Origin of the sequence: Neorhizobium sp. DAR64862/K0K3 (genome assembly GCF_050500185.1) — a bacterium.
Classification (GTDB): Bacteria; Pseudomonadota; Alphaproteobacteria; order Rhizobiales; family Rhizobiaceae; genus Neorhizobium; species Neorhizobium soli.
In genome coordinates, this window is record NZ_CP191449.1 from 2,248,322 (window position 1) to 2,260,690 (window position 12,369).

14 protein-coding genes are annotated in these 12,369 nt (G+C 60.9%); 3 read left to right on the forward strand and 11 right to left on the reverse strand.

Annotated features, from left to right (window positions below):
• Positions 1-19 precede the first annotated feature (19 nt).
• Complete coding sequence (locus ACQY1L_RS11030) at positions 20-2,857, forward strand: EAL domain-containing protein (protein WP_430243914.1); 2,838 nt, start codon at positions 20-22, stop codon at positions 2,855-2,857.
• Positions 2,858-2,992: 135 nt separating this feature from the next.
• Here ACQY1L_RS11030 and ACQY1L_RS11035 read toward each other — a convergent pair whose 3' ends face one another.
• The 3 genes from ACQY1L_RS11035 to ACQY1L_RS11045 all read right to left on the reverse strand — a co-directional run bounded on the left by ACQY1L_RS11035 (position 2,993) and on the right by ACQY1L_RS11045 (position 5,180).
• The gene (locus ACQY1L_RS11035; protein WP_082471851.1) at positions 2,993-4,144 is read right to left on the reverse strand and encodes a zinc-binding metallopeptidase family protein; all 1,152 of its coding nucleotides are present in this window, start codon (positions 4,142-4,144) and stop codon (positions 2,993-2,995) included.
• A gap of 111 nt (positions 4,145-4,255) precedes the next feature.
• Complete coding sequence (locus tag ACQY1L_RS11040) at positions 4,256-4,447, reverse strand: CsbD family protein (protein ID WP_430261857.1); 192 nt, start codon at positions 4,445-4,447, stop codon at positions 4,256-4,258.
• A 103-nt stretch (positions 4,448-4,550) separates the two neighbouring features.
• Positions 4,551-5,180 carry a YqgE/AlgH family protein gene (locus ACQY1L_RS11045; RefSeq protein WP_062579450.1) on the reverse strand — a complete coding sequence of 210 codons (630 nt, stop codon included), beginning with the start codon at positions 5,178-5,180 and terminating at the stop codon, positions 4,551-4,553.
• Positions 5,181-5,460: 280 nt separating this feature from the next.
• On the opposite strand from ACQY1L_RS11045, the gene ACQY1L_RS11050 reads away from it, so the two are divergent.
• Together ACQY1L_RS11050 and ACQY1L_RS11055 are read left to right on the forward strand one after the other, a co-directional pair.
• Positions 5,461-6,303, forward strand: a complete 843-nt coding sequence (locus ACQY1L_RS11050) for a protein-disulfide reductase DsbD domain-containing protein (RefSeq protein ID WP_430240894.1) — start codon at positions 5,461-5,463, stop codon at positions 6,301-6,303.
• Between the two features lie 84 nt (positions 6,304-6,387).
• Positions 6,388-6,873 carry a peroxiredoxin gene (locus ACQY1L_RS11055; RefSeq protein WP_062453618.1) on the forward strand — a complete coding sequence of 162 codons (486 nt, stop codon included), beginning with the start codon at positions 6,388-6,390 and terminating at the stop codon, positions 6,871-6,873.
• Positions 6,874-6,969: 96 nt separating this feature from the next.
• On the opposite strand, the gene ACQY1L_RS11060 is transcribed toward ACQY1L_RS11055, so the two are convergent.
• The 8 genes from ACQY1L_RS11060 to ACQY1L_RS11095 all read right to left on the reverse strand — a co-directional run bounded on the left by ACQY1L_RS11060 (position 6,970) and on the right by ACQY1L_RS11095 (position 12,354).
• Positions 6,970-7,278 carry a Dabb family protein gene (locus tag ACQY1L_RS11060; protein ID WP_062453619.1) on the reverse strand — a complete coding sequence of 103 codons (309 nt, stop codon included), beginning with the start codon at positions 7,276-7,278 and terminating at the stop codon, positions 6,970-6,972.
• Between the two features lie 121 nt (positions 7,279-7,399).
• Positions 7,400-7,843: a ribonuclease HI gene (rnhA, locus tag ACQY1L_RS11065; RefSeq protein WP_244508821.1), complete on the reverse strand. Its 444-nt coding sequence runs from the start codon at positions 7,841-7,843 to the stop codon at positions 7,400-7,402.
• Positions 7,837-8,802 (reverse strand): homoserine kinase, encoded by a 966-nt coding sequence (locus tag ACQY1L_RS11070; RefSeq protein WP_430240895.1) that lies wholly within the window; start codon positions 8,800-8,802, stop codon positions 7,837-7,839. Before ACQY1L_RS11070 ends, rnhA begins: the two co-directional genes overlap by 7 nt.
• 79 nt (positions 8,803-8,881) lie before the next feature.
• Positions 8,882-9,907 carry a 4-hydroxy-3-methylbut-2-enyl diphosphate reductase gene (ispH, locus tag ACQY1L_RS11075; protein ID WP_062453623.1) on the reverse strand — a complete coding sequence of 342 codons (1,026 nt, stop codon included), beginning with the start codon at positions 9,905-9,907 and terminating at the stop codon, positions 8,882-8,884.
• Positions 9,908-9,978: 71 nt separating this feature from the next.
• Positions 9,979-10,746 (reverse strand): SURF1 family protein, encoded by a 768-nt coding sequence (locus ACQY1L_RS11080; RefSeq protein ID WP_430243917.1) that lies wholly within the window; start codon positions 10,744-10,746, stop codon positions 9,979-9,981.
• Between the two features lie 10 nt (positions 10,747-10,756).
• Positions 10,757-11,050, reverse strand: a complete 294-nt coding sequence (locus ACQY1L_RS11085; RefSeq protein ID WP_113166733.1) for a helix-turn-helix domain-containing protein — start codon at positions 11,048-11,050, stop codon at positions 10,757-10,759.
• Positions 11,047-11,319 carry a type II toxin-antitoxin system RelE/ParE family toxin gene (locus ACQY1L_RS11090; RefSeq protein ID WP_430240896.1) on the reverse strand — a complete coding sequence of 91 codons (273 nt, stop codon included), beginning with the start codon at positions 11,317-11,319 and terminating at the stop codon, positions 11,047-11,049. The genes ACQY1L_RS11085 and ACQY1L_RS11090 overlap by 4 nt, the downstream gene beginning before the upstream one ends.
• Positions 11,320-11,478: 159 nt before the next feature.
• Positions 11,479-12,354 carry a cytochrome c oxidase subunit 3 gene (locus ACQY1L_RS11095; RefSeq protein WP_062453626.1) on the reverse strand — a complete coding sequence of 292 codons (876 nt, stop codon included), beginning with the start codon at positions 12,352-12,354 and terminating at the stop codon, positions 11,479-11,481.
• Positions 12,355-12,369 lie beyond the last annotated feature (15 nt).

Consider the following 12,369-nt stretch of genomic DNA (forward strand, 5'->3'; position numbering starts at 1 on the left):
AATCGTTTCCGCTGTCCTGATGTTTTTTGCAGCGGCGACGTTTGCACAGGCGGCCGAGCCGGTGAAAATCTCGCGCGACGACACCGCGCTCGACCTGACCCGCACGACCGACATCTACGCCAACCAGGGCGAGGCCTTTCAGGTATCCACCGCCGCTGCTGCCGACGGTATCCGTCGCCGCATCGAGGTGCGCGCGTCTTCGCCGTCGCACCAGGGCGACTGGGCAGTGTTCGCGCTTTCCAACGTTTCCGAAGAGCAGCTGGAGCGGGTGATCGTCGCGCCGCATTTCAGGCTGGTGAATTCCAAGGTTTTCTGGCCGGATCTCGGCTCGCAGCGCATCATCTCTATCACGCCATCCGAAGGGTTTGCGCTCGACCGTATCGCCAGCCCCGATGCCGACGTGTTCCGCATCACGCTCAATCCGGGCGCCACGATCACCTTCGTCGCCGAGCTTTCGACGCCGGCGCTGCCGCAGATCTATCTCTGGCAACCGGATGCCTACAAGGATTCGGTCAACTCGTTCACGCTCTACAAGGGCATCGTGCTCGGCATTGCCGGTCTGCTTGCGGTGTTCCTGACCATCCTGTTCGTGGTCAAGGGAACCTCCATGCTGCCGGCGGCGGCAGCCCTTGCCTGGGCGGTGCTTGCCTATATCTGCGTCGACTTCGGGTTTCTCGACAAGCTCATCAGCGTGACATCGTCCGACGAGCGAATATGGCGTGCCGCAGCCGAAGTGGCGCTTGCCTCGTCGCTCGTCATCTTTCTGTTCACCTATCTCAACCTCAACCGCTGGCACGTGCACCTGGGTTATGCGACGCTTGCCTGGGTGGCCGGCCTCGTGCTCCTCGGCGGTGTGGCGATCTACGATCCGTCTGTCGCATCCGGTATCGCGCGGCTTTCGTTTGCGTTGACCGGCACTGTCGGCATCCTCCTGATCGTCTATCTCGGCTTCAACCGCTATGACCGCGCCATCCTTCTGGTGCCGACCTGGGCGCTGCTGCTGGTCTGGCTGTTCGGGGGATGGCTGACGGTGACCGGCCAGCTCGACAACGACATCGTGCAGCCGGCGCTTGGCGGCGGACTGGTTCTGATCGTGCTTCTGATCGGCTTTACCGTGATGCAGCACGCCTTTGCCGGCGGCGCCTACCAGCAGGGTCTGTTTTCCGATCTGGAGCGGCAGTCGCTGGCGCTGACCGGTTCGGGCGACACCGTGTGGGACTGGGATGTGGCGCGCGACCGCGTGGTGACTACGCCCGACATCTCGACGCGGCTCGGCCTCGAGCAAGGCTCCATGCACGGGCCGGTGCGCAACTGGCTGCCGCGGCTTCATCCCGATGACCGCGACCGGTTCCGCGCCACGCTGGACGTGCTGCTGGAACATCGCCGCGGCCGGTTGAACCACGAATTCCGGATTCGCGCGGAAGACGGGCATTTCCACTGGCTGCAGATCCGCGCACGGCCGGTGCTCGGCTCAAACGGCGAAATCATCCGCTGCGTCGGCACCGTCATCGACGTGACCGAGCAGAAGAACTCGATCGAGCGTCTGCTGCAGGACGCGATGCATGACAACCTGACCGGGTTGCCGAACCGCCAGGTGTTCCTCGACCGTCTGCAATCGGTACTGACGCTGGCACCCAGCGACGGGCATCTGCGCCCTACCGTCATGGCGATCGATATCGACCGCTACAAGCAGGTCAACGACTCGCTTGGAATTGCCGCAGGCGACAACATTCTGATCGCGCTGACGCGGCGCCTGCGTCGTCTCTTGAAGCCACAGGATACGCTGGCACGGCTTGCCGGCGACCAGTTCGGCCTCATCCTTGTGTCCGAGCGGGACCCGGGCAAGGTCGCGGATTTCGCCGATGCGGTGTCCAAGGCAATCATGGTGCCGATCAACTTTGCCAACCGCGAGATCGTGCTCACCGCCTCGATCGGCCTAGCCTCCTGGGTAGATCAGCAGGAAAGCGCCCCGGGACTTCTCGCCGATGCGGAACTGGCGATGTACCGGGCCAAGCGCGCCGGCGGCAATCGCGTCGAACCGTTCCGTCCGGCATTCCGCTCGACCGGTACAGATCGTCTGCAGATCGAAACTGACCTTCGCCGCGCCATCGAGCGACGCGAACTGACACTCGCCTATCAGCCGATCATCAGGCTTGTGGATGGCGAGATCGCCGGCTTCGAAGCGCTGATGCGTTGGGAACATCCAAAACGCGGCAGCATTCCGCCCTCCGAATTCATTCCGATCGCCGAAATGTCGGACCTGATCGGCCCTCTCGGCCTCTTTGCGATGGAACGGGCGGCCTCAGACCTCACGTCCTGGCAGGCACAAACCGGTTCGCTGCCGATCTTCGTATCCGTTAACGTCTCGAGTGCGCAGCTCCTGAACGCCGATCTCTACAATGACGTCCGGGCGCTGTTGCAGCGGACGCAGGTGGCGCCGGGCCAGCTCAAGCTGGAGCTGACGGAGTCGCTGATGATGGAGAACCCGGAACAGGCGCGTCTTGTTCTGGCCAAGCTCAAAGAGACCGGCCTCAGCCTCGCGCTCGACGACTTCGGTACCGGCTACTCTTCGCTCGGCTATCTCACGCAGTTCCCGTTCGACACTATCAAGCTCGACCAGTCGTTGGTGCGCGATGCCACCGACAAGCGTGCTGTGCTTCTGCGCTCGGTCATCGCCATGGCGCGGGCGCTCGAGATGGACGTGGTGGCTGAGGGCATCCAGACCGACGAAGACGCGGCAGAGCTTGCCAAGATGGGCTGCCATTTCGGACAGAGCTACCTGTTCGGCCCGCCGGCGACGACGGATGCGATTGGCCGACTCCTGAAAGAACGGTTTCCGCTGACGAAACGGGCTTGAGTTCCGACTTTCTCATCCTGCCCTTGTGGCGGGGATGAGGGAGACCGGCTATCGCTCTCGTCAACCAAGCCTCACCTGTGTTTCGAGCAGCCTGACAGGCCTGATGTCAGGCCCGTCCGCGTGCATAGAGCCTGATCACACAGCCGTTGCCATCGCAGCGCCGCTCATGGCTTCCCAAGTCGCGCCCGGATGCTGACGGCGGTTTTCCTGGATCATGTCGTGGATGAACTGCAGCTTGGTGGTGACCGCCGGGGCGAGGATGAACGGATAGAGATCCGGCACACCCATGGCCCTATGGATGCTGTTCAATGCCATGCTGAACGGAATCCACGCCCGAACGAGCTGCTCGGCGCTCGCTGCCTCGTAGGGCTGGAACGCAACTTCTGCCGCCAGTTCGCCGTGGCGTCTCGGATCGATCGACAGGCCGTAGGCGCGTGCCATTTCCAGCGTATCGACGATATGGATGTAGTGGGCGAAGGTTTCGGCAAAATCCTCCCACGGATGCGAGCTCGCATAGGTGCTGATATAGGACTGTTGCCAGCCAACCGGCGGGCCTTCTTCGTAGTTGCGGCGCAACGCGTCGGCATAATCCATCGTCTCGTCGCCGAACACGGCGCGGAATGCATCGGTCCTGCCGCCGTCGCGGATAAGCTTGTCCCAGATGTAGTGGCCGGTCTCGTGGCGGAAATGGCCAAGCATCGTGCGATAAGGCTCGTTCATGGATATTCGGATCTGCTCGCGCGTCGCGTCGTCGGCTTCGGCAGCGCGGATGGCGATGAGGCCGTCTTCGTGGCCGGTCATGGCGGGCTTCACCGTTCCATCCGGCTGGATCTCGTCGATCAGGAAATCGAAGACGAGGCCGCCCTGCGGATCTTCTTCGCGGTTGGTGCGCGGCAGGTTCCATTTCATCAGCGAATAGAACAGATGGCGCTGCGCCTGGCTGATGCGACGCCACTGGTCGAGCCCCTCCTCGGTCGAGGCGTCAGGCACCAGGCGGTTGTGCCGGCAAGCCGGGCAAAACGGGTTCGGGTCCTCGGCAACGACCGTCCAGTTGCAGATATCCAGGCTGCTGTTGGCACAGAGCCTCACCTTGCTGTCGAGGTCACCGAACAGGTGCCAGGTCGGGTCCGCCACGGGGGCGTCGGGACCCGCAACCATCTCGTCCTGCTCCAGAGCCATGATGGCGAGCTTTTCCGGAACGAAAGCCAGTTTGTAACCGCAGTGGACGCAGTTGCGATTGTCGAAATAAACCGGTTGGCCGCAGTGATCGCAGTCGAAGAGGCGCATGGACAGATCCGCTAGACGAAGTGGAAGTTGGGGTGAACTGAATTCTGGATGATAAAAAACCTGCCCCGGTAGGACCGGAACAGGTTTCTGGATTTGGCGGATTCGGATCGCTTAGGCGCGATCAACGATGTCCTTGCCGGCTTCCTTGATCTTACCCTTGGCCTGCTGGGCTTCGCCCTTGGCTTCCTGGGAAGCGCCCTTGGCTTCCAGCTCGTGGTTGTCGGTCATGTCGCCGACAGCCTGCTTGACCTTACCGGAGACTTCATTGCCCATTCCGGAAATTTTATCGCTGGTGCTACCCATAGTGTTTCTCCTTGAGCTTAGCGGCATCGTTTTCGATGTCTTGCACTAGGAGAACTCCGAGCCTTGGCAGTTCGTTCCGGCATAGCTCAAGAATTTCAGAAATTCAGGCGTGGCCGGCGTCGGAGGACAGCATTGCGGGCGTCACGCCCATCGAGGCGAGCGCGCGCTCGTACTTGTCTTCCAGCGTCGTACCGAAGATCAGATCTTCGCTGGCCGGGCAGTTCAGCCAGCCGTTGCTGGAAATCTCCCGCTCCAGCTGTCCTGCACCCCAGCCTGCGTAACCGAGCAGCATGGTGGCGCGTGATGGCCCCCTGCCGTCACAGATGGCGCGGATGATATCGAGCGTGGCGGTGAGCGAGATATCGTCGCTGACGGGAATGGAGGATTCGCTCGAGAAGTCGTCGGAATGCAGCACGAAGCCGCGACCGGTTTCCACCGGACCTCCAGACAGGATCGGGAACTCACGGCATTCGTGCGGGAGAGCGATGATCTCGTGCTCGTCCAAGAGCTTGAGGTGCCGCAACACTTCCGTGAAGGAAATTTCCTGGGCGCGGTTGATGATAAACCCCATGGCGCCGGCCGGAGAATGGGCGCAGACATAGATGACCGTGCGGGAGAAATTGGTATCCTGCATGCTCGGCATCGCAATCAGGAACTGTCCGTCAAGAAAGCCGCGTTCGCGACCGCCCTTGCCGCCGTCGTCCTGAGCACCCGAGAGAAGCGAAAAAGCCATCATGCCTCCACCTGCAGCGCTTTGAAACCTATTCTAGCAAAACTGCGGCCGTTTGAAATGTCTGTACTGACTGTCTTTGAAGGCCGGGCCCGCCTGGTTGTGAGAGCGTGCCGTGGCTGCTGCTTCACAGCAGCGTTCCTGAAACATGGGGCACGAACCGCGGCGATCAACGGAAAATGATCCTGTTTTTCGAAAGCGCTGCTGGTTCGTTCAACATTTAACGGTTAATCCCTGAGCGATGAGGAGCCTGACCCCAATTCGAACCACAACCGCAAACCTGTTGCTTGGTGCTGCCGTCTGCCTTGGATTGCAGACTCCGGCGGCCGATGTTCTGGCGGAAATGACGCCCTGGGCCACCAACGAGGGCGGCCGCATGCGGATCGTCACCATGCCTCCAGAGCCCGATGGAACCGTGCGCGGGGCTCTGCAGATCGAGCCGAAGGATGGCTGGATCACCTATTGGAAAGAGCCGGGTGAAGCGGGCATTCCGCCGCAACTGACATTTTCGCGCGAAAGCGGGATCACCTCCCAGAAGATGTCCTATCCGGTTCCAAAGCTGATCACCAACGGTGACGTTACCGACATCGGCTATGATCGCGCCGTGGCATTTCCGTTTGCGCTGAAGCTCGACAAGCCGACCAAGGCGGGGCAAGCCTCACAGGTCTTGCCGTTGGGGGCGGCAAGCATCGACGTTTCCGCGTTTATCGGCATTTGCCGCAATATCTGCATACCCTTCCAGGCCGAATTCTCTCTGCCGATGAAAGCGGTCCGGGGCACGCCGGTGGAAGAGGCAATGATCCTCAACGCCGCCAGCGCCGCACTCCCCTCGCCTCCGGCCAACGATTTTGCCGTGACTGATTATGCGATGGTGAAGGGCGGGAAGGTTCTACGGCTGACGCTGCGGCTGCCGGACAGTGCGACCGCGCCGCCGCAGGTGGTGGTGACCGGTCCCGAGGGGCATGTGCTATTTGAAAGCGTCGATGCGAAGCGGCAGGGTCATGCCTATACGCTGGATATGCCGGTGGGCAAATTGCCTGACAATTACGACATCAGCGGCAAACGGTGGGGCATTCTGGCGACCAGCGGCAGTCGGTCCATGGAGACGTCCATCGTTTTCGACTGAGACCCCTCCCGTCTTCGCTTGCCTCTTGCCGACCGCGACCTATAGTTCCGCCGAACGGCAAACTTCAAGCAAACAGGAGATCCCATGACCATCGCCATCGGTGAAAAACTACCCAGCGCCACCTTCAAGGAAAAGACTGCTGACGGCCCGGTCGAGATCTCGACGGACGCGCTGTTTGCCGGCAAGAAGGTCGTGCTGTTTGCGGTACCTGGCGCCTTCACGCCCACCTGCACGCTGAACCACCTGCCCGGCTATCTCGACAATCGCGACGCGCTGCTTGCCAAGGGCGTCGACGACATCGCCGTCGTTGCCGTCAACGACTGGCATGTAATGGGCGCCTGGGCACAGCAGACCGGCGGCATGGACAAGATCCATTTTCTGGCCGACTGGGACGGTGCCTTTACCAAGGCGATGGGCCTTGATGCCGATCTTTCCGCCGGCGGGCTTGGCGTGCGCTCCAAGCGCTACGCGATGCTGGTCGAGGACGGTGTGGTGAAGTCACTCGACATCGAGGAAAGCCCTGGCCAGGCCACCGTCTCGGGTGCCGACGCGATGCTGGAACGCCTCTAAGTCAATTAATATTCCACGAGATCGTTTGAGGGGCTCATGCCCCTCATTCCCATTGCGAATGAGACGCTGCGAGGGGCTAGAGCCCGCCTCGAACCATTACACTGCCATATCGAAAACCATCAGGCCCGACACGCCGCCATCGGATGCGGCGACAATTCGTTCGGCGACGGTAATATGGTCGGGATGGACGAGATAGGCGTCACGGCTTTCCAGCGTGTCGAAGGTGACGATGAAGCCGTCGAGGAAGCCGCCGTTCAGGCCTTCCGATGAGGCGTTCGGGCCGGACTTCACATCAACAATGCCGGGAATGAGCGTTTTGAGGCCGTGAACGGCGTCGTAGATTTCCTGCTTCTCTGCCGGCTGCAATGCAGTCTTGAAACGCATGAAGACGCAATGAAGGATCATCGGTGGGTCCACCCTATGGCTGTTCTGTATGGCGCGAAATCGTCGTGGAGCCTGCTTCAACGCTATGCCCGACGGGAAACCGCTTCGCACCTTTGCTGCAAACCGCCCCCGAGAGCAACCGCTACTTTCTCTTGAACGGCGCCATGCCGGTGCGGGCCAGTTCGTCGGCCCGTTCGTTTTCCGGATGGCCTGCATGGCCCTTGACCCAGTGCCATTTGACCTTGTGGCGCTGGTTGGCGACATCGAGCTGCTGCCAGAGTTCACCGTTCTTCACCGGCTTCTTATCGGCCGTCTTCCAGCCGTTTTTCTTCCAGCCGAAGATCCACTTGGAAATGCCGTCCATCACGTATTTGCTGTCGGTGTGGAGATCGACCTCGCAAGCGTCCTTGAGCGCGTTGAGGGCGCTGATGGCCGCCATGAGTTCCATGCGGTTGTTGGTCGTTTCGGCCTCGCCGCCGGACAGTTCCTTGGTGGTTTCGCCGTAACGCAGGATAGCGCCCCAGCCGCCCGGGCCGGGATTGCCGGAACAGGCGCCGTCGGTGAAAATGTCGACCTGTTTCATGATGTCAGTCCATAATCTGCAGCAGAGGAAATGCCGCGGTGGAACCGCAGCTTGCGGAGGTATTCGAGCGGATCCTTCTTGACCACCAGCGCGCCCTCGGGCGTCGTCAGCCAATCATAGAGGCGGGTCAGAAAGAAGCGCAGGGCCGAGCCGCGGGCAAGCACCGGCAATGCGGCGATCTCCGCATCAGACAGTGGCCGGACGCTGCGATATCCTTCCAGCATCGCCATACCCTTCTCAACGTTATAGCTGCCGTCCGCTTCGAAGCACCAGGCATTGAGGCAGATGGATACGTCGTAGGCTAAGAGATCGTTGCAGGCGAAGTAGAAGTCGATGAGGCCGGAAAGTTCGTCGCCGAGGAAGAAGACGTTGTCCTGAAACAGATCCGCATGGATGAAACCCGCCGGCAGATCCTTCGGCCAATGGGCGGCGAGAAATTCCAGTTCCGAGGTGATCTCGTCCTGCAGCCCCGTTTCGACCTCGTCGGCGCGGTCCGCGGATTTCTCCCACAGGACCTTCCAGCCATCGAGCGACAGCGCATTGGGGCGCTTGATCTTAAACCCTTCGCCGGCGAGATGCATCTGCGCCAGCGCCTTGCCGACCTCGCGGCAGTGCCTCGCCTCCGGCCGTCTCAGCCACATGCCCTCGAGAAACGAGATGAGGGCCGCCGGCCGGGTCGAGAGTTCGCCTAGCAACTGCCCGTCGCGGCGTGGCAAAGGCAGCGGGCAGGACAGACCCCGATCGGCCAGGTGCTGCATCAGGCCCAGAAAGAACGGCAGGTCGGATTTCTCGACGCGCTTTTCATACAGCGTCAGGATCAGCGGCTCGCGGGTTGTGTGCAGCAGGAAATTCGAGTTCTCGACGCCCTCGGCAATGCCCTTGTAGGACGTGAGCTCCCCGACATCATATTCGGCCAGGAACCGGTTCAGGTCGATTTCGGTGATATCGGTATAGACGGCCAAGATTTCGTCCCGCTGATGATCGTTGCGCTGGATCTCTTCCTAGCGGCTTGGCCGATGCTTCGCTAGGGGCGAAGGCGGTTCATCCAGCGGAGAGAGGGCGCTCGCCGTTGACCCAGGCCATGTCTTCGATGGTGAGGGGGACGGAGCGGAGTTCGCGGTTGACGAGGAAGTTTTCGGTTTCCTCGGCGGTGATCGCAAGCTCGATTTCGGCCGAAAACCTCTGCTTGAAGGCTTCGATGATTTCGTCGACGATGACTTCCGGGGCAGAGGCGCCGGCGGATAGGCCGAGCGTCTGGATCTGGCCGATCTCATCCCAGTTCAGCTCGGAGGCGCGCTGCACCAGGATCGAGCGTCTGGCGCCGGCCCGCAGAGCGACTTCGACGAGACGCTTGGAGTTCGACGAGTTCGGTGCGCCGACCACGATGAAGAGATCGCAGCCGGGTGCTGCCTCTTTCACCGCTTCCTGGCGGTTGGTGGTGGCGTAGCAGATACTGTCGGCGGCCGGTGCCGTCAGGTTCGGAAAACGTTCCTGCAGCTTGGCGATGACGCCCGCGGTATCGTCCACCGACAGCGTCGTCTGGGTGACGTAACCGAGATTGTCAGGATCGGCGGGGATATAGGCTTCGGCATCGGCGATCGTGTCGACGAGCGAGACTGTGCCTTCCGGCAACTGGCCCATTGTGCCGATCACTTCCGGATGTCCAGCATGGCCGATCAGCACCACATGGCGGCCCAGCCGCTGGTGGCGCATCGCCTGCTTGTGGACTTTTGAGACGAGCGGGCATGTGGCATCGAGATAGAACAGGTTGCGGGCCTGCGCATCCTCGGGCACCGATTTCGGCACGCCATGGGCGGAAAACACGACCGGCTGCTGGCGATGCTCGGCCGGGATCTCGTCCAGTTCCTCGACGAAGACGGCGCCCTTGGCTTCCAGTCCCTCGACGACATAGCGGTTGTGGACGATCTCGTGGCGGACATAGACCGGCGCGCCATAGGCCTTCAGCGCCAGCACGACGATCTGGATTGCCCGATCGACGCCGGCGCAAAAGCCGCGCGGACCGCAGAGGCGGATCGTGAGAGCCGGTTTTGTGACCTGGATGTTCATGTCGCTTCCGTAAGCCGTTGCAGCCCCCATATAGGCGAGCCGGCTCCGCCACGCCAAGAAAAAAGTGACGGCTATGACGTCGCAGGTCTGCGGCTGCGCCACCAGGCACCGATGACGACCGCCACCAGAGCTGCGGCCAGCCCATACCAGGTGAAGGCGTATTGGAGATGGCTGTTGGGGAGATCGAACTGGGTGACGCCGCCCTTCGGCCAGCCGCCGGGATTTTGAACCTGATCATCCACATCGACAAAGAACGGCAGGGTTTTGGCCGGATCGAGACCTGATGACGACGCCATGACGTCTAGATCCTTCCAGAAGAAGATGTTCTTGGCGATATCGTTATCGGGCACGATGGAAGATGGCTTTTGCGCCAGTCGGCTTCGGGCATAGCCGGTCAGCCGCTGCTCACCCGCAACTTCGCCGGCGGTGCGCGTCGAGACCTGTTTCATCTCGTAGGGAATGAAACCGCGATTGACGAGGATTGAGCGGCCGTCGGAAAGGATCAGCGGGGTGTAGACGTAAAAACCGGTCTGGCCCTGGAACGTGGCGAAGAAATGCCGTTCTTTCGTGTGGTCGAATGTGCCTGTCAGCGCGACGCGGCGGTATTCGATATCGCCGCCATTGGCCGCGATTTGTTCGATCTCCGAAAGCTCAACGGGATTTGCGCTGCGCCGCTCGGCGATATCGGCGAGCAGGCCTTCCTTCCAGTGCAGCCGTTCCATCTGCCAGGTGCCGAGAGCAAGGAGGATGGCGAGCGAGGCCAGGATGAGGGTGATCGTGGCGATGGTGCGCACAAGACTGCGGGAGCGCCTTGAAGAGGCCGGCTGTCGCTCGGTCAACTGATGCATGCTAGACCAGCTCGATACGGAGATTGCGGCCGACAGCTGTCGCAGCACGGCGCAACGTCAGAAGGGTAACCGAGGGATTGTTCGGGTCGAGCAATCGATCAAGCTGCTGACGGCTGGAATTCATCCGCTCGGCCATGGCAGTCTTCGTGAGGCCTTCCTTTTGCATGGCCGCCCGTAACTGGTCGGCAATCACCTGTTTCAGGGCAATCGTCTCGGTTTCCTCCAGCAGGCCATCGGCTTCAAGGAAATCGTCGAAAGTCTCTGTCCTGTCGATATAGCCCTTTTGCTCCGTCATAGTTCCACATCCCGTTTTCGTGCCAGCGCGAGATCAAGATCCTGAGCCGGTGTCTTCTGGGTCCTCTTTTCAAAGCCGTGGAGAAGGATCATCTCACCCTCGTGAATGAAAAAGATTACCCGTGCGATGCGCCCGCCGGAGAGGTTGGTCCGAACTTCCCACAGTCCATTTCCGAGAGAGCGGCAATAGGGCATGCCCAACGGCCAGCCAAACTCGACCCTTTGGATATCGATACCGATCTGCCGCCTGTCTTCTCTCGTGAGATCCATCAGCCATTCGCGTACCGGCCTGCGCCCATGTGCGGTCGCGTAGAACCTTCCGACGATCTTTTTCGGCAAATCCGTCATCACGGCGAATTGTACCAATTTTGGTACACTTTCGCAACAAAAAAGGGCGGCATCGGCCGCCCTTCGAAGTGTCGTTTGTTCTCAATGCGCCAGCGGTGCGCCCCAGCCGCCCCAGATGTAGATGGAGAAGAACAGGAACAGCCAGACGACGTCGACGAAGTGCCAGTACCAGGCGGCTGCTTCGAAGCCGAAGTGTTTTTCCGAGGTGAAGCCGCCGTTCATGGCTCTGATGAGGCAGACCAGCAGGAAGATGGTGCCGACCAGAACGTGGAAACCGTGGAAGCCGGTGGCCATGAAGAACGTGGCGCCATAGATCGAATTGGCGAATTCGAACGGGGCGTGGGCATATTCGTAGGCCTGCACGAACGAGAACAGCACGCCGAGTGCGACTGTCAGTGACAGGCCGGTGACGAGGCCCTTCCGATCGTTGTGCAACAGCGCGTGGTGAGCCCAGGTGACGCAGGTGCCTGACAGCAGCAGGATGATCGTGTTATAGAGCGGCAGATGCCATGGATCGAGAACCTCGATGCCCTTCGGCGGCCATTGTCCGCCGAGAACCTGCGTTCTGGACGCCTGGATCGCCTCGTTGGCGTAAAGGCTGGCGTCAAAGAAGGCCCAGAACCAGGCGACGAAGAACATCACTTCCGACGCGATGAACATGATCATGCCATAGCGCAGATGCAGCGACACGACGCGCGTATGGGCGCCCGCATTACCTTCCTTGATCGTATCCGACCACCAGCCGATCATCACGTAGATGACGATCGCGAGGCCGATGAAGAAGACCCATGGCGTTGCCAGGTTCATGCCGAAAATGTGAAATTCCGAACCCTTCAGGTAGCGCATGTATCCGACGCCGCCGAACGCCATGACGAAGGCGCCGATCGAGGCAAGAAGCGGCCAAGGGCTGGGGTCGATAATGTGATAATCGTGGTTCTTCTGGTGCGCTTCTGCCATGCCTGCCCCTCCCAA

Bases quoted from the DNA above. Each gene is read 5' to 3' on its own strand.
- ACQY1L_RS11030 (WP_430243914.1), top strand. From the start codon at position 20: ATGTTTTTTGCAGCGGCGACGTTTGCACAGGCGGCCGAGCCGGTGAAA.
- ACQY1L_RS11035 (WP_082471851.1), bottom strand. From the start codon at position 4,144: ATGCGCCTCTTCGACTGCGATCACTGCGGCCAACCGGTTTATTTCGAC.
- ACQY1L_RS11040 (WP_430261857.1), bottom strand. From the start codon at position 4,447: ATGGGTAGCACCAGCGATAAAATTTCCGGAATGGGCAATGAAGTCTCC.
- ACQY1L_RS11045 (WP_062579450.1), bottom strand. From the start codon at position 5,180: ATGGCTTTTTCGCTTCTCTCGGGTGCTCAGGACGACGGCGGCAAGGGC.
- ACQY1L_RS11055 (WP_062453618.1), top strand. From the start codon at position 6,388: ATGACCATCGCCATCGGTGAAAAACTACCCAGCGCCACCTTCAAGGAA.
- ACQY1L_RS11060 (WP_062453619.1), bottom strand. From the start codon at position 7,278: ATGATCCTTCATTGCGTCTTCATGCGTTTCAAGACTGCATTGCAGCCG.
- ispH (WP_062453623.1), bottom strand. From the start codon at position 9,907: ATGAACATCCAGGTCACAAAACCGGCTCTCACGATCCGCCTCTGCGGT.
- ACQY1L_RS11085 (WP_113166733.1), bottom strand. From the start codon at position 11,050: ATGACGGAGCAAAAGGGCTATATCGACAGGACAGAGACTTTCGACGAT.
- ACQY1L_RS11090 (WP_430240896.1), bottom strand. From the start codon at position 11,319: ATGGATCTCACGAGAGAAGACAGGCGGCAGATCGGTATCGATATCCAA.
- ACQY1L_RS11095 (WP_062453626.1), bottom strand. From the start codon at position 12,354: ATGGCAGAAGCGCACCAGAAGAACCACGATTATCACATTATCGACCCC.